Origin of the sequence: Streptomyces sp. NBC_01335, from assembly GCF_035953295.1 — a bacterium.
Taxonomy (GTDB): Bacteria; Actinomycetota; Actinomycetes; order Streptomycetales; family Streptomycetaceae; genus Streptomyces.
This window is the reverse complement of record NZ_CP108370.1, coordinates 975,645-998,341: the sequence shown is the minus strand read 5'-3', so window position 1 is coordinate 998,341 and position 22,697 is coordinate 975,645. Positions and strand designations below refer to the sequence as shown.

20 protein-coding genes are annotated in these 22,697 nt (G+C 71.8%); 11 read left to right on the top strand and 9 right to left on the bottom strand.

Annotated elements, in window-relative coordinates; genetic code table 11:
- Positions 1-23: 23 nt before the first annotated feature.
- The 5 genes from OG599_RS04000 to OG599_RS03980 form a co-directional block, all read right to left on the bottom strand.
- Positions 24-1,136: a macro domain-containing protein gene (locus OG599_RS04000; RefSeq protein ID WP_327174547.1), complete on the bottom strand. Its 1,113-nt coding sequence runs from the start codon at positions 1,134-1,136 to the stop codon at positions 24-26.
- 73 nt (positions 1,137-1,209) lie between these two features.
- Positions 1,210-1,893: an RES family NAD+ phosphorylase gene (locus tag OG599_RS03995; RefSeq protein ID WP_327174546.1), complete on the bottom strand. Its 684-nt coding sequence runs from the start codon at positions 1,891-1,893 to the stop codon at positions 1,210-1,212.
- Between the two features lie 2 nt (positions 1,894-1,895).
- Positions 1,896-2,666, bottom strand: a complete 771-nt coding sequence (locus OG599_RS03990; protein WP_327174545.1) for a hypothetical protein — start codon at positions 2,664-2,666, stop codon at positions 1,896-1,898.
- Positions 2,663-6,106: a CHAT domain-containing protein gene (locus tag OG599_RS03985; protein WP_327174544.1), complete on the bottom strand. Its 3,444-nt coding sequence runs from the start codon at positions 6,104-6,106 to the stop codon at positions 2,663-2,665. The genes OG599_RS03990 and OG599_RS03985 overlap by 4 nt, the downstream gene beginning before the upstream one ends.
- A 49-nt stretch (positions 6,107-6,155) precedes the next feature.
- Positions 6,156-6,758 (bottom strand): hypothetical protein, encoded by a 603-nt coding sequence (locus OG599_RS03980; RefSeq protein ID WP_442809374.1) that lies wholly within the window; start codon positions 6,756-6,758, stop codon positions 6,156-6,158.
- A 269-nt stretch (positions 6,759-7,027) separates the two neighbouring features.
- Here OG599_RS03980 and OG599_RS03975 point away from each other — a divergent pair, with 269 nt between their 5' ends.
- The 9 genes from OG599_RS03975 to OG599_RS03935 all read left to right on the top strand — a co-directional run bounded on the left by OG599_RS03975 (position 7,028) and on the right by OG599_RS03935 (position 17,464).
- Positions 7,028-10,387: a CHAT domain-containing protein gene (locus tag OG599_RS03975; protein ID WP_327174543.1), complete on the top strand. Its 3,360-nt coding sequence runs from the start codon at positions 7,028-7,030 to the stop codon at positions 10,385-10,387.
- Between the two features lie 229 nt (positions 10,388-10,616).
- Positions 10,617-10,778 carry a hypothetical protein gene (locus OG599_RS35415; protein WP_442809659.1) on the top strand — a complete coding sequence of 54 codons (162 nt, stop codon included), beginning with the start codon at positions 10,617-10,619 and terminating at the stop codon, positions 10,776-10,778.
- A gap of 502 nt (positions 10,779-11,280) precedes the next feature.
- Entirely contained in the window at positions 11,281-12,141 is an 861-nt protein-coding gene (locus tag OG599_RS03965) for a HipA family kinase (RefSeq protein ID WP_327174541.1), read from the top strand.
- Complete coding sequence (locus OG599_RS03960; protein WP_327174540.1) at positions 12,138-12,521, top strand: DUF3037 domain-containing protein; 384 nt, start codon at positions 12,138-12,140, stop codon at positions 12,519-12,521. The genes OG599_RS03965 and OG599_RS03960 overlap by 4 nt, the downstream gene beginning before the upstream one ends.
- Before the next feature lie 260 nt (positions 12,522-12,781).
- Positions 12,782-13,543, top strand: a complete 762-nt coding sequence (gene fabG / locus OG599_RS03955) for a 3-oxoacyl-ACP reductase FabG (RefSeq protein WP_327174539.1) — start codon at positions 12,782-12,784, stop codon at positions 13,541-13,543.
- Between the two features lie 20 nt (positions 13,544-13,563).
- Positions 13,564-14,319 (top strand): SDR family oxidoreductase, encoded by a 756-nt coding sequence (locus tag OG599_RS03950; RefSeq protein WP_327174538.1) that lies wholly within the window; start codon positions 13,564-13,566, stop codon positions 14,317-14,319.
- A gap of 115 nt (positions 14,320-14,434) precedes the next feature.
- The gene (locus OG599_RS03945; RefSeq protein ID WP_327174537.1) at positions 14,435-16,015 is read left to right on the top strand and encodes an ABC transporter substrate-binding protein; all 1,581 of its coding nucleotides are present in this window, start codon (positions 14,435-14,437) and stop codon (positions 16,013-16,015) included.
- 87 nt (positions 16,016-16,102) lie between these two features.
- Positions 16,103-16,789, top strand: coding sequence for a uracil-DNA glycosylase (locus OG599_RS03940; RefSeq protein ID WP_327174536.1), 687 nt, complete (start codon positions 16,103-16,105; stop codon positions 16,787-16,789).
- Positions 16,790-17,047: 258 nt separating this feature from the next.
- Positions 17,048-17,464: a hypothetical protein gene (locus OG599_RS03935; protein ID WP_442809658.1), complete on the top strand. Its 417-nt coding sequence runs from the start codon at positions 17,048-17,050 to the stop codon at positions 17,462-17,464.
- A 70-nt stretch (positions 17,465-17,534) separates the two neighbouring features.
- Here the strand turns inward: OG599_RS03935 and OG599_RS03930 are convergent, their stop codons facing one another.
- Positions 17,535-17,987, bottom strand: a complete 453-nt coding sequence (locus tag OG599_RS03930; protein ID WP_327174534.1) for a hypothetical protein — start codon at positions 17,985-17,987, stop codon at positions 17,535-17,537.
- Positions 17,988-18,258: 271 nt separating this feature from the next.
- Between OG599_RS03930 and OG599_RS03925 the strand changes: the two genes are divergently transcribed.
- A complete protein-coding gene (locus tag OG599_RS03925; RefSeq protein ID WP_327174533.1) occupies positions 18,259-19,161 on the top strand; it encodes a Gfo/Idh/MocA family protein in 903 nt (300 codons plus the stop codon).
- A gap of 128 nt (positions 19,162-19,289) precedes the next feature.
- Here the strand turns inward: OG599_RS03925 and OG599_RS03920 are convergent, their stop codons facing one another.
- From OG599_RS03920 to OG599_RS03910, 3 genes are all read right to left on the bottom strand, one after another.
- Positions 19,290-19,532 (bottom strand): non-oxidative hydroxyarylic acid decarboxylases subunit D, encoded by a 243-nt coding sequence (locus OG599_RS03920; protein WP_327174532.1) that lies wholly within the window; start codon positions 19,530-19,532, stop codon positions 19,290-19,292.
- A 49-nt stretch (positions 19,533-19,581) separates the two neighbouring features.
- Entirely contained in the window at positions 19,582-21,009 is a 1,428-nt protein-coding gene (locus tag OG599_RS03915; RefSeq protein WP_327174531.1) for a non-oxidative hydroxyarylic acid decarboxylases subunit C, read from the bottom strand.
- Between the two features lie 61 nt (positions 21,010-21,070).
- Complete coding sequence (locus OG599_RS03910) at positions 21,071-21,664, bottom strand: non-oxidative hydroxyarylic acid decarboxylases subunit B (RefSeq protein WP_327174530.1); 594 nt, start codon at positions 21,662-21,664, stop codon at positions 21,071-21,073.
- A gap of 105 nt (positions 21,665-21,769) precedes the next feature.
- Here OG599_RS03910 and OG599_RS03905 point away from each other — a divergent pair, with 105 nt between their 5' ends.
- Complete coding sequence (locus tag OG599_RS03905; protein ID WP_327174529.1) at positions 21,770-22,678, top strand: helix-turn-helix domain-containing protein; 909 nt, start codon at positions 21,770-21,772, stop codon at positions 22,676-22,678.
- Positions 22,679-22,697: the final 19 nt, after the last annotated feature.

The window sequence follows — 22,697 nt, the reverse complement described above, 5'->3', positions numbered from 1 at the left end:
CGGCGTACTTCCATTGCACCGGGTCAACCGGTCGGTCTCCGGTCGTACGCCGGGCGGATTCCGGCGGCGATGCCCTCGACCAGAGCCGCCGCCTCGGGCGTGCGCACCACGAAGTGCACGTCCCAGTCCGCCCCGCGCGCCAATTCCGCCTCCACCGCCGCCCAGACGGCTCCCAGACTGTCCTCGTACGACAGCCCGCCGCGGCCCGAACCGAGCAGCGGGAAGCACACCGACCGCAACGGTGGCGTGTGGCGCCGGTGTTCGTCATCGAGCATCCGCATGGCGCGGGCCACGGCCCGGGTGACGTCGGCCGCCAGCACGTCGTAGTCGTTGGTACCGGCCCGGGGCACGGCGATTGCCGCGTGGTAGATGCGCCGCACTCCCTGTTCGGCCAACGCCCCCGCCCCGGTGGCCACCACGGTGCCCGGCCGCACGGCACGGCCCGAAGTGCCCTGCTGCTCCGCCCACGTACGCAGCTCCGCCGACAGCGGGTCGGCCAGGATCTCCCCCGTCACGCCGTGCTGGGCGGCCGCCCTGCGCAGTGACGCGGCGACCGACGACTTGTACTCCTCGGGCAGCGCCAGGTAGACGTTGGACGGGGAGACGACCACGTCCACGTCACGCAGCAGGTCCACGGGATGCACGTGCACGGAGAGCACGACCGGCCGGCCGCCTGTCCGGACCTCCACGGACCGATGGGTGCCCGCGGCGCCGTTGTCCCCAGCGGTGCCGGAGCCCTCGACTCCCGCCCGGTCGGACACCAGCAGCAGGATGTGCTCGGCGACCTGGCCGAGAACCATCACCTCCTGTTCCTTGCGGAACCGTTCGACGCTCACTCCGTAGACCGAGGCCGCTCTGGCCCGGCGGGAGGAGGCCGGCCAGTCCCGGGTGCCCTGGGCCAGCCCCAGGGTGTACTCGGCCGCGGTGCGCAGTGTCCCCGCGTCCAGGCGGGCCACCGCGCTCCGCAGCAGTACCTCCGTGAGTGCCCCCGTCGCCCGCGCTCCGTCGGACGAGACCGCCGCCGCAGCCGCTTCGAGCACGGGCAGCGCGCGTCCCCTCAGCCGGGTCAGACCCGCGAGCCTGACGTCCTTCAACTCGGCGAGGAGCGTGGCGTAATCGGGAACAGGTGATGCCATGCGCTCACGTTGGCACCACCTTCCCGGGCTGACAAGCAGCGCCCGGGCGCCCGGGACGATGTCCGGCCACGCCTCACCACCCCTCGGGCTGCGACACTTCCGCCCACAACGGATCCAGGATCCGGTTCACCTCCTTGAGGCCGGCCGGGGAGCCGAGGTCCGTGATGCCCTGCCCCTCCAGTACCTCCAGGGCCTTGCAGTGGCAGTCGTCGAAGCGGTCGTGGAAGAGCACGATGGCGTCCTCGGGCCGGTTGCGGCGGGACTGCCACACCAGCCCCACGGCGTCTGGCGCGTGAGCGCGGATCTCGCTCGACCAGCGCCTCGCCTTCGCGTAACTCCTCTCGTCGTCCAGGAGGTCGGCGGTCCGGCGGACCGCGGCCAGATCCACCTCCTTGATGAGCGAGACCACCCGCAGATCGCACGTGGTGCGCAGCACGCTCAGCGACCTGCCGTGCACGGTGGCGTAGGGGATCACCCGCCTCTCCCCGTTCCAGGGGACGGAGCGCAGCACGCTCTCCGCGAGCGCCGTCAGGGCGTTGTCGGCCACGTACAGGCTGTGGTACGGGTCCAGCAGAGTGCCGTCGAAGCGGCCTCCCCCGAAGTGCAGGTCCGCGAGAGTCGGATTGAACTGACCGGGTCCGTACTTGGACTTGTGCACCCGCCACAGCTCCGTGCCTGCCGGAATCACCTTGTGGTTGGGGTGCAGTTCACCCTGGGCCATGGGGAAGAACCTGATCAGGGGCGCGGAATAAGTCATCGTCACTCTCCCTCCACGAGGGCGACGGCCGCACCCACGAGCTCTTGGTCGGGCAGCCGTCCCAGGAGAGACGCGGGCGATCCGCCGAGCCAGGTGTTGCTGCCCAGCCACCACGACGCGGCGCCGCGGGGATCGATGTCCGCCAGAAGCAGCCGGTTGACCGTGAGCACGACCTCGTGGGGGGTGCCACTGCCCCGGGGGAACTGGAACTCCGGGTAGCGGTCGCCGTTCGGCGGGTCCAGCAGTCTGATCAGTTCGGGTGGTGGCGCACCGCCGCAACGGGCTCTCGCCTCGGCCGCCGAGAGGGCCGGTTCCCCGAGCAGCGGATCGGGCGCGTGATCCCCGGCGAAGACCGATCCGGATGCCGCACGCGGCAGCGGACCGGGTGCTGGGGCCGGATCAAGCTCCGCGCCGGGCTCCGGGCGCGGGCGGGGCTCCGGGCCCGGTTCGGGTTCCGGGTCCGCGAACAGGTTGACCAGCCGCAGCGCCTCCGACACGGTCTCCGGCCCGGGAGGTGCTGCGACCAGCCGCACCCTGTCCAGTGCGGCGCGCAACGGATGCGTGAACGGCAGTGGACGCAAGGCCAGTTCGACGCCCCGGATGCCCCTGCGGACCGCCATGGTCTCTTCCGGTGGTGCCTCGGCGAGCTCGCCGAGACGGGTGAGCAGCAGGGCGTACTGGGTGTCGTCCAACGCCTCGCGGATGGATGCCCGGTGCTCCCCTATCAGGGCGAGCAGCGGCTCCGCCGATGGCCCGCGGCCGTCCTCGTTCATACGGTTCCCTCTCCTCGGTCCGCCGTGTCCGCGCCTGGATGCCCCTGATGGATGAAGGCGGCCCAGAGCGCGGTCCGTTCCAGTCCCGGCTGTCCCATCTCCCGGAGCAGATCGCCCCGGAGGGATCCCGGGTTCTCGCGCAGGGGGTCGAGCATCCACAACTGGGCCGCTCTCAAGGCGTCGACGGGGCTGAGCCCGTCAACGGTCAGGTAGTGGTGGAAAACGGCCATCAGGAGCGCCGACGCGCTGTCCTGGGCCAGCCAGCGCGATCCCACGACGTCCCGCGCGCCCGCGGCGAGGAACGCCGTGGTGAGAGTCAGCGCCTCGTCGTGATCCCGTGCGCTCAGGTCGGTCTGACAGGCACTCAGTACGACCAACGGACCGTCGGTGTCGTCCTGTCGCTCCTCGTGGTCGAGCAGCCGGGTCACCGTCAACGGGGCCGGCGTGCACGCGTCCTCGGCCACGAGGTGCAGGGCCGAGACCGTGGGGCGGGTGCCCGCCTCCCCGTGCGAGACGATGTGCAGCAGCGAGGTGCCGTCGCCGAGGAACCCCAGGACCGCGTCGGGTGTTCCCGGTGGCACCTTCTGGTCGTAGAGCGCGCCGCACAGCCGGGCATCCGGGTAGAAGGCGTCCCGCAGAGTGGTGACCTCGGTATCGGCGTACGACAGAGTCATCGTCGGATCGGCCAGCAGTACGGGGACGGCGGCCGGATCCCGCCTCGCGCGGCGTGCCGCCCGCAGGAACTGGCCGGCCGACGCAGCGTAGCTGACGACCGCGGCCTGGCAGAGCCGGTCGTGAGCCGCCTCGGCCGGGAGCCTCGCGGCGTGCCACGGGACGATCCCCAGGCGCCCGCAAGGCACCAGTACGACGCGGAGCGGTCGGCCCTCCCGCTCTCCGCCCGTCCTCGCCAGACGCTCCTCGACGCCGTTCAGGACCGGACCCAGCTCCTGCGCCGCCCAGTCGCACAACTCCTCCAGGGCCGCCTCCCACGCCTGCGCGGCGGCCCCGGTCCGGCTGCGATCGCGTGCCGCCGCCGCCTCGACGTACCGGGAAAGAGGCCCGTCCTCGACGTCGAGGAGCTCGTGCAGGGCTCCAGCCCCGACTCCGGCTTCCGGTCCCACCAGGATGACCAGGCCCGGGCCCTCACTGTCACCCGCCACCAGATAGAGGAGTACGTCCGCACCCGCATCGGCGAGCCCGTCCGCGAGCTCGCTCACCGTGGGCGTGTTCAGGAGGACTCCCCGGCGGTAGCCCAGGGTGTCGAGGGCTTCGCGCCGCAGCGTGCTCGACAGCAGCCCGGGCACCTCTGCCCCGTCGTCGTCGGCGCCGCTGCTCCGGCCGGCCGTCCGCCATGCCTCGGCGAGGTCGTGGCGTCCGGCTGCCTCCAGCAGGTCGGGCACGGCCGACGCGGTGGAGGCAGCCTGCAGGACCAGGGCCCTGCCGACCTCCAGGGCGGCCACCGCCTCGTGCAGCCTGCCGTACGACGCAGCCATCCGGGCGGCCCTGACGCCTCTTCTCGCCCCGGTGCGGGCGGCCAGCAGCCCGTGTTCGGCCCCTGTCTGGAGAAGTACGTCGGCCGCGAGCGAGGCAAGCGCCTCCTCGGCGGCTTCCACAGTGCGCGTCTCCGCCGCCCGGTCGGGCATGTCCCTCGTGCGAAGGCGGCGCAGGTGGTACATCTCGGCCAGGTGCCACAGCGCGTCGGCGGCGAACCGCGGTCCCATGCCGTCCCGGATGCCGGCCCGAAGCCGTTCGAACTCCTCGATACAGGCGTCCAGTACCACCGGATCGCCGGTGTGGTCGAAACGCATGCCCAGGGAGAGCGCGTAGCTGTACCGCTCCTCCATCGAGGCGTCCGGCGCAGGAGGAGGGAGATCGGGCACCGGAACGTCCTTGTCGCCGCTGAGAGCCGCCCGGAGCATCTCGATGCTCCCCACCGACGGCACGGGCACGGCACCGGCGAACGGCGCGGCGCTCTCCTGGAGGCGGACGGTCCCGAGCTCGATGTGGGGGAGGGCCCGCAGCAGCGTCTCCCTGTCCAGGGTCACGACACCGAGCGCGCCGAGAACCCCGCCGAGCGCACCGTCGACCGCGAACCTGAGCGGGTCGTCCTCGGGAACAGCGGCCGCCAGCGCCTCGGCCTCCTTCAGGAGTTCGCCCAGCGCTGAGACGTCCCCGGTCTCCCTGGCCTCCCTCGCGCCGGAGCCGATCCGTATCGCCGCGGCCAGAACAGCCGGGTCGCCCATCCCCGGTGGCAGCGATCCCCCCAGGCCCTCCAGGTGCCGGACGACCTTGTCCAGATGGGCGCGGCCCGTCGACTGGTCCTGGTGGGTGCCGCCCACGGCGGGACTCAGTCCGTGGAGGAGTGCCCTGATCGATTCCAGGCCCGGGGCTGTGTCCCACGTGCCCGGTACCGGCAGGTCCTGCGCCGAACGGAGCCTTGCGAGGGAGGCGTTGAGCTCCGCGGCTTTCCCGCTGCGCAGGACCGGATCAAGCCCGCCGGTCACTCCGTGGACGGCGTCCAGGACGGCGACCGAGTTCCGGAACTCCTCCGGGGTGAACGGGAATCCCGGGAGGCGCGGTCGTCCCGGCCCCGGCTCCGGGTCAGGCTCCGGGTCAGCTTCCGGGTCAGGCTCCGGGTCCGGCCGCACACCGGGCTGCGGCTGTGCTGGTGCCCGTGGCTCTGGCCGCGACTGCGGTGGCGGCTGCGCTGACGCTGCCGGTCCCTGGTCCTGCGCTGCCGCTGCCGGGCCCCGGCCCCCTGCCGCCATGGCGCTGAGCATCCGCTCCATCATCTGCTGCACCTGGGCTTCGAAGGGGGAACCTTCCGCCCCCGGAGGCATCATGCCCTTCACCAGGTCGGAGAGCCCTTGCGCCGAGGGAGACGTGAAGAGCGCCTGTGCCTGACGCAATGAGCCGATCGTCTCCGGCGGCAGGGGCAGTTCCACCACTTCGGTCATCAGCGCGCCGATCTCCGTGGCCGTGGCGATCATTCCGGCGGGGCCCACCCGACCGATCCGGTCGAGATAGCCGGAGAGGTCGGGCGCCGAACCGAACGCCCCTGGCTGTGGCTGGACCGGAGAGAGAAGGCCCATCAGGAACAGCGCGGCCCACCGCCGGTCCTCCTCGCCCAACACCGCTCCCAGCGGCGTCGCCCGGTCCCTGACCTCTCTCAACAGCCCTTCGGCCCGGCCCGCGTCCCCGTCCGCGTGCCGCAGGGTCAGCGCTCCTGCCAGCCAGACGGTCACCGCGCCCCGCAGGCTGTCGTCGTGGTCCAGCAGCCCCGCGAGCTGTTCGAGTTCGGCCACCACGGCGCCGTGGGCCCGGGGCGGCAGCGCGCCACCTCCCATGCCCGGGAGCTGCCGCTTCACCCGCTCGCCGGCGTCGAAGGCCCAGGCACGCAGGCCCCGGACACCGCCGCTCTCCTCCCGGTTCACCGGCATCCCCGCCTCTCCGGGCCCAGCGGCCCTCCACAGCCCCAGCGGACGTGGGTCACTCCTCACTATGCCGATCATTCGAGGGTGCCACCCCGGATTCCTCGGCTTCACCCCGCCGACGACCGGATTGCGACCGGGAGGCAGCCAGATCGGCCCTCATCTGCGCGCGCATCTCCCGCAGTCGCTCCCACAGGGCCCGGATCTCCTCGTGCGCCGCGCTCGGGGAGTCCGCCGTCTCCGGGGTGCCGTCGTCCAGCCGCCGGACCATGCCGTAGACCGAGCCCAGCCCGTGACTCACGGCCTCGGCATGGTCGAGAACCCGGTCCGGGAGGATCAGCTGTGCCTCCGCGTACGCCTCCCGGTGGTCGTCCCGCGCGTCGGTGAGCCGTTGACGCACGTTCGGCAGCACCGCCTCGTGGCCGAGTGCGTGCAACTGGTCGGTGAGAGCGGCCAGATAGTGACGGCCGGAGATGTTGAGTGCCACGTAGCACGCCCACCGCTCTCGCGCCTCGATGCGGCGGTCCCACGCCCCCTCCGTGCGTTCCTGCTCGCGCTGCCGGCTCCGGTCGGCGGCCCGTTGGGTCAGCAGCGCGGACATCAGAGTGCCGACGACACCGACGACCGCCACGAGCGGAGCGGTCATCACACCGATGTCCACGCTGCCTCCTCCCTCTGGTTTCCCCCGCAGGAACAGCGAAGCACCGCGGGGCGCACGGCGTGAAGTCCGCACCCGGACCTCGCCCGCCCTTCGACCCGTTGCCGCCCACCCGCGTGGGGGCGACGGCCCGGGGCCGGGGGCGAAACCGGGCCGAAAACCGGTCGTTCGGAGGGAGTCGGGGGCGATGGGCCGCGCGACGAGCCACACTGCGTCCATGGGGCCGCGGGATCGGCCGGATGCATTCATCGTGACGGACGGGGCGTCGGGACATGGCGGGCGACGAGGACAGCGGCGGAGTCCAGGGGCTTCGGGCCTGGGCCATGGATGCGACCGGACGCGCCGCCCGGCTGATCGGGCGCAACGACGAGAACCAGACGGTCACCGCGGAGGAGTTCGAGGGCTCCGTGGCGGAACTGCTGCGGCTGCGCACCCTCCTGGACCACGACCGGCTCCTGCTCGGCAAGGTCACCCTGGTACTCGGCAGTCTGCTCGCCGTGCGCCACGCCTCCGGGCGCGGCACGGCGGACGACCGGGAGCGGGCCCGGCTCCTGTTGGAAGAGGTACGGGATCCGGCGAGGCCCGCGGGGGAGCGGATGGCGGACGACGACAGGCAGTGGGCGGCGATGTTCCTGCTGATGGTCTCTCCCCATGTGCAGCCGGGCGCCACGGCCCCGTCCCCTCCGGACCTCTGGTCCCTCCTCGACCTCTCCGCGGCGTCCCTCCCCGGGCAGCCGGCCGCCGAGGCGGCCCGGATCGCGGCCCTGGCCGCCGAGGTCGGCCGGATACCGACGCTGCCGCCGGAGGTGCACCAGAAGCTGAACCAGACGCAAGACCTCCTCTCGTACCTGGAGAAGGGGGATCTGTCCGATCCCGAAGCGCTGTTGTTGATGCTGCCCCCCGGCTTCCCCCTGAGCGATGAGCTCCGGTCGATGCTGGAGACTCTGTCCCCGATTCTCCGTGAAGCCGCCCCACCCGCACCGGAGCCCGGCGCCAAGAAACCCGCGCCGGAGCCCGCCGCCCAGGAACCCGCGCCGGAGCCCGGCGCCGAGGAACCGGCAGCGGAGGCGGCGGACCGGACGGAAACTGCGGTCACCCACGCGTGGCTCACCGCCATGATCGGCCTACCCGAAGCACTGCGCACGGGCGATCCCGGGACCCTGGACAGGGTTCTCGAACGACTCGGCGGCCAGCTCGACCGACTGCCGGCGGACGACGCCGGGGCCGCCTCCGGCATCCAGGCGCTGATGCGCATGGTGCTGCAGACGGCCGGTCCCCTCGGAGGCAGCAGGTTCGACGACGCGGAGGCCCTCCGGCAGACGGGTCCCGTCGTCGAGCACTTCGCGCAGTGGGCGGCCGACGATCCACGCGTGGCCCACATCGCCGTGATGGCCCGGGCGGTCGGCCTCTTCACCAGGATGCGGTCCGAGGAGGGGGAGAACGTCGACGAGTTCCGTCGGCTGATGGGCGAACTGGACGCGCTCGAAGCCTCCATGACCGCCGGGGACCCGGCCCAGTTCGCCGTGGCGCTCGTACACGGCTCCGCTCTCGTACTGCTCGGTGAACGTACCCGCGACAGCGAGGCGGTCTCCCGCGGCCTGGCCCAGCAGGAGGCCGCCCTCGCGTCCAGGCCCGACGGAGGGACCGGGGTCCCCGACGCGCAACTCGACGCCCTCCTCGACGGGATACGCGCCTCGCGGGCCGTGGCGGACCGTCTGCCCGACCTCATGCCCGGATCCGTCCCGTCCCCCGCCGACTCGTCGGCGGGTACCCAGTACCTCCGCGCCTTGACGGCCGCCGTCCGTCACACGACCAACGAGGACCCCACCGATCTCGCGGCCGCCATCAGTGGCCTGGAGCACGTGCGCGACGAGGTACGTCAGGGCCGGATGCAGCACGTGGCCTTCGCCGCCCTGTGGCAGCTCGCGGAGTGCTACCGGTGGCGCCTCCGGAGCACTCAGGACCCGGCTGACCGGGACGCGGCGACGGCCGCCGCGCTGGAATCGCTGCGGGCACTCGCCGGTGACGTCGTCCTGCAGTCGGGCTCCCACGACGCTCTGCTGACCGCCCGGTCCGGATCCGAGTACGGAATGCGGGCCGCTGTCTGGGCCGCCTCCCAGGGCCGGGTGGAGGAGGCGGTGGCCGCACTGGAGCTGGGCCGCGCGCTGGTGCTGCAAGCGGCGTCCACATCTCGGGCCGTACCCGAACTCCTGGAGGCCGGCGGCCACCAGGACCTCGCCCGGGAATGGCGAGCGGCACAGCAGGGGCCGGGCGGCGCGGCCGGCGCGCTCCCCAGGGAGCTTCCCAGCTCCCTGCGGCGCCGCGCCCTGTGGGCCCTGGGCCATCGTGAGCGGGACGGATCCCTGTTCCGCACTCCGACGGTCGACGAACTCAAGGCCGGCGTGGCCGAGGGCGACGCGGACGCGCTCGTCTATCTGCTCGCGGGCGAGGGCGCCTCGCCGGGCATGGCGGTCGTACTGGGTCCGGACATCGGCACCGGCGTACGGGCGATGCCCCTGCTGTCCGGCGAGAACAGCGCGCCCCTGGAGCGGTACCTCGACGCCGCGGCGGCGTACCAGCAGCAGCCCCACGTCCCCGAAGCGTTGCGGACGTGGGAGGAGGCGCTGTCCGAGCTCTGCGACTGGGCGACGGACGCCGTCATCTTCCCGGTGCTGACCGGCGTCGCGGAGCGGCTCGCCGCGAACGAGAGCCGACGCACGGACCGCCCCGGACCGCCGAGGATCGTACTGGTTCCCTGCGGGCGCCTCGGCATCGTCCCCTGGCACGCGGCACGCCTGCCGGCCGGGTCCCGCCGGGACTGGGTGTGCCAGATCATGATCATCAGTTACGCGGCGTCCGGACGCCAGTTCCTGAGCACGGTCCGGCGCGCCCGGAGTGCTCCGGCCTCCGCCCCCGTCATGGTGGCCGATCCCACCATGAGCCTGCCGTTCGCGGAACTGGAAGTGACAGGGCTCCAGCAGACCCTGTATCCACGGGCGCGCCTGTACGGGGCGTTCTACACGCCTCCCGCCGGACTCGTGGCGACCGGCACACCGGACGACATCCTCGCGGCCCTCGCCGGGGGGCCGTCCCTGCTCCACGTGGCGTGTCACGGGTCGGCCGGCACCAGCCCGACCGCATCGGCCCTGCGGCTGGCTCCCGGCCCGGGGGAGGAGGGCCGGTCACCCACCGAGCTGCTGACCGTGTCGCGGCTGCTCGACCGCGTCGCCGGTGAACAGGACTGCCCAGAAGGCCCGTTGGTCGTACTCAGCGCCTGCGAGACGGACCTGAGCAGGCGCGACCACGACGAGGCGCTCACCCTGACCACCGCCTTCGTGGCGAGCGGGGCGCGGGACGTGGTGGGCTCCCGGTGGGCGACCCGGGATTCGGCGGCGGCCCTGATGATGGCGGTCTTCCACCACTACCTGGCCGTCGAAGGGCTGAGCCCCGTGGACGCCCTCCACGGGGCCCGGATGTGGATGCTCGATCCGGAACGCGAGAACCCCGGTTCGCTCAGCGACGAACTCGTGAGGGAACTGGCCGGTGCGCCGGAACTGGACCGCCCGGCGGCCTGGGCCGCGTTCATCCACCAGGGGCACCCGGGGCCCGCTCGGACGCCCCGGAGAGGATGACGCCGGTGAGGCGTCGGGCCGCTTCGGTTTCGATGGGACCGTGGGGTTCGATGGTCTCGCCGGCGAGGCGGGCGGCCATGAGTCGGATCATCGAATGCGGGCAGGAATCAAGGCTTCCATGGGCGCGGTCGGGGATCGTACGATAACGCTCTCGCCGAGAACGTGTGGATGCTGATCAAAGACTGAATGCGTCCGCGGCCTCGTCTTCGCCGCGAGGGCCGAGGCGAACCTGGCGCTCTTCGAGTACGTCGATGGGTTCTGCGACAGCCGACGGATCCAGAAGCGGCTCGGCTGCCTCAGCCCCATCGAGTTCGAGGAGAAGCACCACGCCGACCGAGCGGCGGCCGGTCAAGCGAGCCTGAACATCCATCAACCCGTTCTGACCAGCTGATCAGCACCTCCCGCACACCGGGGGAACCTCGGTCGACCACCAGCGCGGAATCCTGGCCGAGCTTTCCTCCACTCTGGAAGCAGCCGTCGACGACAAGCGCCTCGCACGCAACCCTGTGCCTGCGAAATCTGTGCGGTGGCCCAAGTCGCCACGGGAGCGGCGCGACGCGTGGTCGATGGGTACGGCACTGCGAGTCCGCGATGCCACCAACGAGCGGAACAGGATCGCCGTCGGAAGCCGGAGAGTCCGCCGTGACCTTGGCGCGCAGGCTCGGACACTCGTCGCCCGCGATCACTCTCGGTTACTATGCTCACCTCATGCCGGAGGCCGGCAGCAAGGGGCGTGGCACCATCGACGGTCTGCTGGGGGAGCGCGGGGCATCGGCTTGCCGGCCGAAACTCCCCAGATTCTCCCCAGCGCAGTCGACCGGCGATTCCCGCCTCTGCGCCCCGGAGAGGCTGTCCGTGGATTGTAAGGCTGAAAAGATGGGTGACCTGGGAAAGTGCTGGAAGAAGTAGTAGCGACCCGCTACGTCACGCCCCTGCGTGAGGGCGGTTCGCTCCCCGGGATCGTCGAGGCCGACGACCTCGGTACGTACGTCATGAAGTTCACCGGGGCGGGCCAGGGGCGGAAGACCCTGGTCGCGGAGGTCATCTGCGGGGAGCTCGGCCGACGCCTCGGGCTGCGGGTGCCGGAGCTCGTGACCATGCAGCTCGACCCGGTCATCGGGCTCGGTGAGCCCGACCAGGAGGTGCAGGAGCTGCTCAAGGCGAGCGGCGGGCTGAACCTCGGGATGGACTACCTTCCCGGTTCCCTGGGCTTCGACCCGCTCGCTTACCACGTCGACCCGGTGGAGGCCGGGCGGATCGTCTGGTTCGACGCGCTGATCAACAACGTCGACCGGTCCTGGCGCAACCCCAACATGCTGGTCTGGCACGGCGACGTCTGGCTGATCGACCACGGGGCCACGATGATCTGGCACCACAACTGGCCGGGCGCCCAGGCGTCCGCGGCCAAGCCGTACAACGCCTCCGACCACGTACTGGCACCCACCGGACCGGACGTCGCGGCCGCTGCCGCCGCGCTCGCCCCGCTGGTCACCGAGGAGCTGCTCACCGAGGTGACGGCCCAGGTACCCGACGAGTGGCTCCTCGGCGAGCCCGGGTTCGACTCGACGGACGAGCTTCGGCGCGCGTACGTGGCGCCCCTGCTGGCCCGTGCCGCCACCATCCACGAGCGCATCGTCATGGACGCCCCGGCGCCGACCGGGCCGTCGAAGGCCCCCGGCTGGCTCGCCGACCGCCTCACCCCGAGGACCCGGTCGACGGGCCTCCACCCGACGGAGAAGGACGAGACCCGATGAGCACGCGCGAGGTCTTCGAGTACGCGCTGCTGCGCGTCGTCCCCCGCGTCGAGCGCGGGGAGTGCTTCAACGCCGGGGTGCTCGTCTACAGCCGGGCGCACTCCTTCGTCGCCGCCCGTACCCACCTCGACGAGAGCAAGCTGAGGGCGCTCGACCCCGCCGCCGACGTCATCGGCGTACAGGCCGCGCTGCGGGCGGTGGAGAACGTCTGCGGCGGCGGCGACGCGGCCGGTCAGGCGGCCGGAGACGATGCCGGACGACGGTTCCGCTGGCTGATCGCCCCCCGCTCCACGGTCGTCCAGCCGGGCCCCGTACACACCGGCCTGACGCTCGATCCGGAGGCCGAGATCGAGCGCCTGCTCGATCTGCTCGTCCGCTGAGCGTCCTACACCCACCTTCCGAAGGGGCTGTCCGCGATCCGTCGCGGGCAGCCCCTTCGGTGTCTGTCCCGGCGTCTCCTTCGGGTGTGACATGCGCCCCTGCCTGTCGTGGCCGTTGACACCGAGTGCCAGGGCTTCTAGCGTCGCAACCACACAGTACTAAGCGCTTGCTCAGTCAACGGGGCCGCACTCGGAGTGTCCGGTGCGGTGGCATTGCCGGTGTCGGCTGGGCCGCGATCCAACGGCGAGGAGAACCCAGCATGTCCACCACCGAGCAGCGTGTCGCCATCGTGACGGGAGCGGCGCGAGGCATTGGGGCCGCGACCGCCGTGCGCCTGGCGGCCGAGGGCCGCGCCGTGGCCGTACTCGACCTCGACGAGGCCGCCTGCAAGGAGACCGTCGGGAAGATCACCGCCGCCGGCGGCACCGCGCTCGCCGTCGGCTGCGACGTGTCGGACGCCGCGCAGGTGGAGGCCGCCGTCGCGCGCGTCGTCGCCGAACTCGGCGCGCCGACGATCCTGGTCAACAACGCGGGCGTGCTCCGCGACAACCTGCTCTTCAAGATGAGCGAGTCCGACTGGGACATCGTGATGAACGTCCACCTCAAGGGGGCGTTCCTGATGGCGAAGGCCGTCCAGAAGCACATGGTGGACGCCAAGTTCGGGCGTATCGTCTCGCTCTCCTCCTCCTCGGCGCTCGGCAACCGCGGCCAGGCCAACTACTCGGCCGTCAAGGCCGGTCTCCAGGGCTTCACCAAGACCCTCGCCATCGAGCTCGGCAAGTTCGGCATCACCGCCAACGCCGTCGCGCCCGGGTTCATCGTGACGGAGATGACCGCCCAGACCGCGGCCCGCGTCGGGATGGGCTTCGAGGAGTTCCAGGCCGCCGCGGCCACGCAGATCCCCGTCCAGCGCGTGGGCCGCCCGGACGACATCGCCAACGCCATCTCCTTCTTCACCGGCGACGACGCGGGCTTCGTCTCCGGTCAGGTGCTGTACGTCGCCGGCGGCCCGCTCAACTGACCCGAAGGACGAGGGACATCATGACTGTGCAGGACAGCGGAAAGGTCGCGCTCATCACCGGTGCGAGCCGGGGCATCGGGTACGGCGTCGCCGAGGCGCTCGTCGCCCGCGGCGACCGGGTCTGCATCACGGGCCGCGGCGAGGAGGCGCTCAAGGCCGCCGTCGAGCGCCTCGGCTCCGACCGGGTGATCGGTGTCGCCGGCAAGGCGCACGACGAGGCGCACCAGGCGCAGGCCGTCGAGCGCACCATGGAGGCTTTCGGCCGGGTCGACCACCTCGTCAACAACGCCGGAACGAACCCGGTGTTCGGGCCCATGGCCGAGCTCGACCTCAACGTCGCGCGCAAGGTCTTCGAGACCAACGTGATCTCGGCGCTCGGGTTCGCCCAGCAGACCTGGCGGGCGTGGCAGGCGCAGAACGGCGGGGCGATCGTCAACATCGCCTCGGTGGCCGGTATTTCGGCGTCGCCCTTCATCGGCGCGTACGGCATGAGCAAGGCCGCCATGGTCAACCTGACGCTCCAGCTGGCCCACGAGTTCGCCCCGGTCGTCCGGGTCAACGCGATCGCCCCGGCCGTCGTCAAGACCAAGTTCGCCGAGGCGCTGTACGAGGGCCGCGAGGCCGAGGTGATCGCCGCGTATCCCATGGCCCGACTGGGAGTTCCGGAAGACATCGGCGGGGCCGCCGCCTTCCTCACCTCGGAGCAGGCGGGCTGGATCACGGGGCAGACGCTCGTGATCGACGGGGGAATCTTCCTGAATGCCGGAGTGGGCTGAACGGGCTGCCACGGTTCGCCCCGATTGAAGCAAGTGCCCTGCCGGGCCTGGTGATTGGCCCGGTGGGGCACTGCGGTATCGTCTGCCGACCCATGGCTGATCGAGGAGCGTGCACGTGTTCTACCGGGCCAGTCTGCAGGCTGCTGCAGCCCTAGCATCCCTGTCACTCGTCGCCGGCTGCAGCGTGTTCTCGAGCGGCGGCTCGGACGTCGACCAGCACATCTCGGTCGGGACGACCAGCTCGCCCTCGACCCTGGACCCTGCCGCGGCCTGGGACAACTCCTGGGAGCTGATGCGCAACGTCTTCCAGACCCTGGTGTCCTTCCCCACCGGAAGCACCAAGCCCCAGCCCGACGCGGCGGAGTGCGTCTTCACCGACTCCACGAGCATGGCCTACCGCTGCCAGCTCAAGAGCGGCCTGAAGTTCTCGGACGGCGAGACGCTCGACGCCGAGGCGGTCAAGTACTCCATCGACCGGATCGTGGCGATCAAGGCCAAGGGTGGCCCGCTCGGCCTGCTGGGCTCGCTCGACCGGGTGGAGACCAAGGGCGACGACCTGGTCATCTTCCACCTGAAGAAGTCCGACGCCACCTTCCCCTTCGTCCTCGCCACCCCGGCCATGTCGATCGTCGCGCCGAAGCAGTACCCCAAGGACAAGCTCCGTACCGGCAACGCGGTCACCGGCTCGGGGCCGTACGTCCTCGACCACTACGAGCCCCACACCGTCGCGGAACTGAAGAAGAACGACAGCTACAAGGGCTTCGCGAACCGCAAGAACGACTCCGTCACCATCCGGTACTACGCGAAGTCCGACGAGCTGGTCCCGGCGCTGAGGGACAACAAGATCGACGCCACCTACCGCGGCCTCACCGCCGACGAGGTGATCGGCCTCCAGAGCGGCAAGGAGGACAAGGACAAGGGCCTCCAGCTCGTCGAGTCCGTGGGCGCCGACATCCGCTTCCTCGTCTTCAACCCGAAGGACCCGGTCGCGGGCAAGCGGGCCGTGCGTGAGGCCATCGCCCGTCTCGTGGACCGGGACGCCCTCGTCGCCAAGGTCTACCAGGGCACCGCCGAGCCGCTCTACTCCATCGTGCCGAAGGGCATCGCCGCCCACACCACCAGCTTCTTCGACACCTTCGGGGACCCCGACGCGAAGAAGGCGCGGGAGGTGCTCACCGACGCCGGGATCACGGAGCCGGTCGAGATGACGTTCTGGTACACCACGGACCGCTACGGTTCCTCGACCGCAACCGAGTTCGAGGAGATCAAGCGGCAGCTGGAGAAGTCCGGACTCTTCAGGATCACCCTGCGCAGCGCGCCCTGGACCACGTTCCAGGAGGGGTTCAACAAGGGCGAGTACCCGGTCTTCGGGCGCGGCTGGTTCCCCGACTTCCCGGACCCCGACAACTTCATCGCACCCTTCGTCGGCAAGGAGAGCGCCACCGGCGGCATGTACGTCAACAAGAAGATCACCGACCAGATCCTGCCCTCCTCGCGCAAGGAGAGCGACCGGGGCGCGGTCAGCAAGCAGTTCGCCGAGGCCCAGCAGATCATGGTCGAGGACATCCCGCTGCTGCCGCTCTGGCAGGGCAAGCTCTACATCGCGGCCGGCGAGGACATAGGCGGCGGCGAGCGCGCGCTCGACCCGCAGACCGTCATGCAGATGTGGGAGCTGTACCGCAAGGCCAGCTGGTAATCCGGCGAACGGGGCACCCCGGCCCGCTGTCAGAGGGGCCGGGTAGGTTCTTTTCCAAGAACCGATTGCTTTCCGGAGGTTGTGGACGTGACCGACACCGACCTGCTGCTGCCCGAATCCTGGCGCGGCGTCCTCGGCGACGAGATGCAGAAGCCGTACGTGAAGGAGCTTGCGGACTTCGTCGAGGAGGAGCGCGCCGAGGGACCGGTGTACCCGCCGCGCGACCAGGTCTTCGCCGCTCTGGAAGCCACGCCCTACGACCGGGTGAAGGTGCTCGTCCTCGGCCAGGACCCGTACCACGGCGAGGGCCAGGGCCACGGGCTCTGCTTCTCCGTGCGGCCCGGCGTCAAGACGCCGCCCTCGCTGCGCAACATCTACAAGGAGATGCAGGAGGAGCTGGGCCTCCCCGTCCCGGACAACGGCTATCTGATGCCCTGGGCCGAACAAGGCGTCCTGCTGCTCAACGCCGTCCTGACCGTGCGGGCGGGCGAGGCCAACTCGCACAAGGGCAAGGGCTGGGAGAAGATCACAGACGCCGTGATCCGCGCGGTGGCCGAGCGCCCCGAGCCCGCCGTGTTCGTCCTCTGGGGCAACTACGCGCAGAAGAAGCTCCCGCTCATCGACGAGTCGCGCCACGTGGTCGTGAAGGGCGCGCACCCCTCGCCGCTCTCCGCGAAGAGGTTCTTCGGCTCCCGGCCCTTCAGCCAGATCAACGAGGCCGTCGCCGCCCAGGGCCACGACCCCATCGACTGGCGCATCCCCGACCTCGGCTGATCCCGCACCCGGGCCGGTGTCCGTGCCCGTACTTCTGCCCGTACGGACACGGGGACGGCAGGCAGGCCCGGCGGACTGTCCTGCCGCGCCTGAGCGTGATCGCGCACCGGTGCGGCTAGGGTCATCCCGTCCCGCACCCGTGCAGGGCCCGCTCCCGCACCGCGGCCTCCGTAGCCGCACACCCGCACGAGGGAGGCCGCCGTGGCCGAGCAGCAGTCGTCGACGGACGCCGTCGGCACCCGGATCGGCCAGGCGGTCATGCTCCTGCACGGCGGGGACCGCGAAGAGGCCCGCAACCGCTTCGCCGCTCTCTGGTCCGAGCTGGGCGAGGACGGCGACGCGCTGCACCGCTGCACCCTCGCGCACTACATGGCCGACACCCAGGACGACCCCGCCGACGAGCTCGCCTGGGACCTGCGCGCGATGAACGCGGCGGCCGAAGGGCTGACCGGCGAGCGGCCCGCCCCGCGCCGGGACCTCCTCGCGCTGCACGCGTTTTTCCCCGCGCTGCACCTCGGCCTCGCCGCGGACTACCTCAAGCTGCGCCGCCCCGAGGTCGCCCGCCACCACCTGGACCGCGCCCGGAAGGCGGCGGACGCGCTCCCCGACGGCGGCCGGGGCAACGGCGTCCGGACCGCCATCGACCGGCTGGGGGCACGGCTGGGCCCTGCCTGAGCCTGGAGCGCCGAGCGGCCCCGCACCCTGGAGGACGGGTGCAGGGCCGCTCGGTGTTTCCGGCCCCGCCTCAGTGGCCGTACGCCTGGTCGCAGATCCGGGACTGCGGGCTCCCGGCGGGCCACCCCCCGTATCCGCGCCCGAGCGCGCAGACGCCCCTGCCGGACGCCGGCACCCGGGGCAGGCCGGACACGGTCAGGGTGGGGAGCGTGACGGGCGGTCGCGGCGGGGGGTGGGCCGCCGGGGGGACCCCGCCCGGCGGCGGCACGTGCGGCCGGGACACGGGGGCCGGCGCCCCGTCCGCCGGAGCGGGTGCGGACGGGGAGGCTTCGGGCACGGCGTCGAGCGCCTCCCGGGCGGGCGGCTGGCCGATCTGGGGCTCCACCCCCCGCACGGGGCCGCTCGACGCGGGCGGTGATGGCGGCGGCGTCCCCGGGCCGCCGGGGTTGACCGTCACACAGCCGGACACGGTGGCGACAGCCACGCCCACGAAAGCGGCCACGGTCATTCTGGTTCGTTGCACCCGGTAACTCTGCGGGTGGGCGGCGCGCAGCGGGAGTGCGTACGCGCCAAATGCCCCGCACGAGTGACCCGGTCAGCGCGGTGCGGACCGGCGCCCGTTCGTACGGCGGAACGATCGTCGTCCCTGTGGTGTCCGGCGGGTGCGTTCCCGTCGGCGCCTCCCCGGAACGGCTGCCCCGGACCGGCCGCCCCGGCCGCGCCCGTACGTGTCGCGCCGCGCCCGTATGCTGCCGGGACCAAGGACGGGCGCACCGCACAGTGAGGGAGTTTTCGTGAAGGTCGGCTGCATCGGACTCGGCGACATCGCGCAGAAGGCGTATCTGCCCGTGCTCACCGCTCTGCCGGGGATCGAACCGCACCTCCAGACCCGGACTCCCGCCACGCTGGAGGGCGTTGCCGCCGCGTACCGGATTCCCGCCGCGCAGTGCCACGCCACGCTGGACTCGCTGCTGGAGCAGGACCTCGACGCCGCGTTCGTCCACGCCCCGACGTCCGCCCACCCGGAGATCGCCACCCGGCTGCTGGAGGCGGGCGTCCCCACCTACGTCGACAAGCCCCTCGCGTACGAACTCGCCGACTCCACCCGGCTGGTGGAGCTCGCCGAGGAACGCGGTACGAGTCTCGCGGTGGGCTTCAACCGCCGTCTCGCCCCCGGATACGCGCAGTGCGCCGACCACCCGCGTGAGCTGATCCTGCTGCAGAAGAACCGGGTGGGTCTGCCCGAGGACCCCCGGACGATGGTGCTCGACGACTTCATCCACGTCGTGGACACCCTGCGCTTCCTGTCGCCGGGCCCCGTCGACCGGGTCTCGGTCCGGGCCAGGATCGCCGACGGTCTGATGCACCACGTCGTCCTCGAACTCTCCGGCGACGGCTTCACCGCCCTCGGCATGATGAACCGCCGGGGCGGCTCCACCGAGGAGATCCTCGAAGTCTCCGGCCAGGACAGCAAACGCCAGGTCCTCAACCTCGCCGACGTCATCGACCACAAGGGCCAGCCCAGCCTGCGCCGGCGCGGCGACTGGGTGTCCGTCGCCCGCCAGCGCGGCATCGAGAGCTGCGTCACCTCGTTCCTCGACGCCGTGCGCGACGGCGTGACGCTCAGCGCCCGGGACGCGCTGGCCACCCACGAACTGTGCGAACGCGTGGTGCTGGAGGCGCTGGAGCAGGCCTGAGAGCCGTCCCGCGGGCAGGACGCGCCCCGGGTGCGCGACGCGTGCGGCCGGGCCGCGGCTCCGGGGGAACGGAACCGCGGCCCGGCCGGGGTGCGGGGACGACGGGTCCCGCGTGGCCGGACGAGACGTCAGCCGGTGGTGCGCAGCGGCGGGACCGCCGGGACCTCGATGGCGTTCTCGATGTCCGCGAGGGTCATCCTGAACTGCTCGGGGTAGGCGTCGCGCTGTGTGCGGCGGGCCGGTTCGATGGTGCGCCAGGTGTAGAGGCACTGGCCGCACTGGAGCACGTCCCAGACGCCGGGCACGGGCGAGGTGGCGAGCTTGTCGACCGTCTCGAAGGCACAACGGGGGCAGATGACGGGGGAGTTCACGACGGGTCCTTCCGGGGGAGGGGAGCGGTGGTCGGCGGGGCCGCGCGGATCAGCCGCGGGACGCGATCAGCTTCTGGAGCTTCGCCGCCCACTCCTTGGTCTCCGGCAGGTCCTTGGCCGGGGTGGAGAAGTTGCCGCGCACGTCGGGGGAGACCGGCGTCGTCGCGTCGATGATCATCTTGCTGGTGATGCCGGCCGGCTGGGCTGCGGGCGCCAGCTCCAGGACGGACAGGTTGGGAATGATGACCACGTCGTCCTTGGGGTTGACCTTGGCCGACATCGACCACAGGACCTGCGGCAGGTTGAACGGGTCGACGTCCTCGTCCACCAGGATCACCTGGGCCACGTACCCCAGGCCGTGCGGTGTCGTCATCGCCCGCATGCCGACGGCCTTGGCGAAACCGCCGTACCGCTTGGCCGTGGAGATGATGACCATCAGGCCGTGCGTGTACATGGCGTTGACGGCCTGCACCTCGGGGAACTCGGCACGCAGCTGCTTCAGCAGCGGGACGCAGGTGTTGGGACCCACGAGGTAGTCGACCTCGGTCCACGGCATGCCCAGGTAGAGGGACTCGAAGACGGGGTCGGTGCGGTACGAGACGCGGTCCACGCGGATGACCGGCATGCGGCGCCCGCCCGAGTAGTGACCGGTGAACTCGCCGAAGGGGCCTTCTATTTGGCGCGTGCGGGACTCGATGACGCCCTCGATGACGACCTCGCTGCCCCACGGCACGTCGAAGCCGGTCAGCGGCGCGGTGGCGATCGGGGCCGGCGCGCCGCGCAGGGCGCCCGCCATCTCGTACTCGCTCTGGTCGTACGCCATCGGCATACCGGCCACCACGGTGATCACCGGGTCGTTGCCCAGGGTGATCGCGATCGGCAGGTCCTCGCCCTTCTCCTCCGCCTTGCGCAGGTGCTGGGCGATGTCGTGCATCGGGACGGGCTGGAACGCCAGCCGGTCGGCGCCGATGACCTGGATGCGGTACGTACCGACGTTCTGCTTGCCGAAGTCGTCCGGGTCCTCCGGGTCGCGGGAGACCACGGCGGCCTTGTCGAGGTAGAACCCGCCGTCGCCGTCGTTGAGGCGGAACAGCGGAAGCATCGAGAAGAGGTCGACGTCCGGGCCCTCCTGCGTGTTCTCTCGCCAGGGCGCGTCCTCGCGGCGTTCCGGGGCCACCGGGAAGGCGTCCCAGCGGGCGGCGAACGTCTCCACCTGCTCCTTGACCGGGGTGTTCTTCGGCAGGCCGAGTGCGAGGGCGTGGTTGGCCCAGGAGCCGTGCACGTTCATCGCGATCCGGGCGTCGGTGAAGCCGGTGACGTTGTCGAAGTACAGGGCCGGGGCGTTCTCGCCGATGCGCCCCGTGGCGTTCGCCGCCGCCGCGAGGTCCGGCTCCGGCAGCACCTCCTCGGTGATGCGCAGGAGTTGTCCCTCCTTCTCCAGCGTGGCGAGGAAGCTGCGCAGATCGTCGTAGGCCATGGGGGCTCCAAAAGGGGTTGGTGGGTGAGGAGATGCGGCGCGGGGGACCGGTGCGGGGGCCTCAGGTCGCGGTCTGCGCGGCGGCGCGCGCGGCGCGCATGCCCTCCCAGCGGCGGGCGGCCGGCGCGGGCAGGTCGAACTGGTCGAGGACCCGGGCGGTGATGTGGTCGACGATGTCGTCCACCGACCTCGGGTGGTTGTAGAAGGCGGGCATCGGCGGCACGATCCGGGCGCCCATCCGGGCCAGCGCGAGCATGTTCTCCAGGTGGATCTCGCTCAGCGGAGTCTCGCGCGGCACCAGGACCAGCCTGCGCCGCTCCTTGAGGACGACGTCGGCGGCGCGGGCCACCAGCCCTTCCGCGTAACCGGCCCGGATGCCCGCCAGGGTCTTCATGGAGCAGGGCACGATCACCATGCCGTCGGTGCGGAACGAGCCGGAGGAGATGGTCGCCCCCTGGTCGTCGGGGCTGTGCACCACGTCGGCGAGCGCGTTCACCTCCGCGACCGGCCGGCCGGTCTCCAGCTCGATCGTGGCACGCGCCCAACGGGACAGGACGAGATGGGTCTCCACGTCCGGCAGCTCCGCCAGATTCTCCAGCAGCCGCACGCCGATCGCGGCCCCCGTCGCTCCGGTCATGCCCACGATCAGCCGCACCGCTCACTCCTCGCACGTCGATGACCTGCGCGAACGTCCGCGCGGTCGGTGGTAACCACGCTAGGAGGCCGTGCGCGGAGGGCGGCGGTACCCTCGGGACTCACGATGGGAAGAAACGGACAACCTGAGGTCCGGGACCTCGACTACACGGCCGGGGTGGGCGCGCCCACCGGCGTCGAGGTGGTCGAGCTCGGCGGACTGTACGACCGGTCCCGGCGGCACGGCAACGACCCGTACGCCCCTCTGCGCCCGGCCTTCCACCAGCTGATCGCGGTCCGCGCCCGCCCCCTGCGGATGGCGGTGGACTTCGTGGAACACGACCTGCCGCCCGGCTCCTGGATCTGGATCCGCCCCGGCCAGGTGCAGCGGTTCGGCCCGGACCTGGTGACTGCGGACGGCGTGGTCGTCCTGTTCCAGCGCGGCTTCCTGCCTCCGGCGACGGTCGCCGCCGCCCACATGGACCCCCCGTTCCAGCAGGAACCCCTGCTGCCCACCGGTACGGACGCGGAGGCGCTGGGCCGGGGGCTGGACCACCTCGCGTACGAGTACGGAGCGATGGCCACCCTGCCGCTCGACTCGCACGTCGAGGTGCTGCGCCACCTGGTGTCCGTGCTGGTCCTGCGGCTCGCGACGGTACGCGGCACGGCGCCCCGGCCCGGCCCGGTCAGCGAGGTGTTCCGGCGGTTCCACGACGCGGTGGAGCGCGACCACGCGACGACCCGGCGGGTCGAGGACTACGCCGCGGCGCTCGGCTACAGCCCCCGCACCCTGACCCGGGCGACGCGCGCGGTGACGGGAGCCGGGGCGAAGCAGTTCGTGGACGACCGGGTCCTGCTGGAGGCCAAACGCCTCCTCCAGCACAGCCGCCTCCCGGCGAAGGAGGTCGCCGGGAGGCTGGGCTTCGCGGACGCGAGCGACTTCACCAAGTTCTTCCGGCTGCGGACGGGGGCCACCCCGGCGGCCTTCCGCGCCCAGGCCCTCGGACGCGCGCTCGCGCACCCGGGGCCTGCCTGATCCACCCGGGTCCTGCGCC

Excerpts from the sequence above, each read along its gene's own strand:
- fabG (WP_327174539.1), top strand. The coding sequence starts at position 12,782 with ATGTCCACCACCGAGCAGCGTGTCGCCATCGTGACGGGAGCGGCGCGA.
- OG599_RS03960 (WP_327174540.1), top strand. The coding sequence starts at position 12,138 with ATGAGCACGCGCGAGGTCTTCGAGTACGCGCTGCTGCGCGTCGTCCCC.
- OG599_RS04000 (WP_327174547.1), bottom strand. The coding sequence starts at position 1,136 with ATGGCATCACCTGTTCCCGATTACGCCACGCTCCTCGCCGAGTTGAAG.
- OG599_RS03995 (WP_327174546.1), bottom strand. The coding sequence starts at position 1,893 with ATGACTTATTCCGCGCCCCTGATCAGGTTCTTCCCCATGGCCCAGGGT.
- OG599_RS03905 (WP_327174529.1), top strand. The coding sequence starts at position 21,770 with ATGGGAAGAAACGGACAACCTGAGGTCCGGGACCTCGACTACACGGCC.
- OG599_RS03935 (WP_442809658.1), top strand. The coding sequence starts at position 17,048 with ATGCTCCTGCACGGCGGGGACCGCGAAGAGGCCCGCAACCGCTTCGCC.
- OG599_RS03985 (WP_327174544.1), bottom strand. The coding sequence starts at position 6,106 with ATGCCGGTGAACCGGGAGGAGAGCGGCGGTGTCCGGGGCCTGCGTGCC.
- OG599_RS03915 (WP_327174531.1), bottom strand. The coding sequence starts at position 21,009 with ATGGCCTACGACGATCTGCGCAGCTTCCTCGCCACGCTGGAGAAGGAG.
- OG599_RS03990 (WP_327174545.1), bottom strand. The coding sequence starts at position 2,666 with ATGAACGAGGACGGCCGCGGGCCATCGGCGGAGCCGCTGCTCGCCCTG.
- OG599_RS03975 (WP_327174543.1), top strand. The coding sequence starts at position 7,028 with ATGGCGGGCGACGAGGACAGCGGCGGAGTCCAGGGGCTTCGGGCCTGG.
- OG599_RS03950 (WP_327174538.1), top strand. The coding sequence starts at position 13,564 with ATGACTGTGCAGGACAGCGGAAAGGTCGCGCTCATCACCGGTGCGAGC.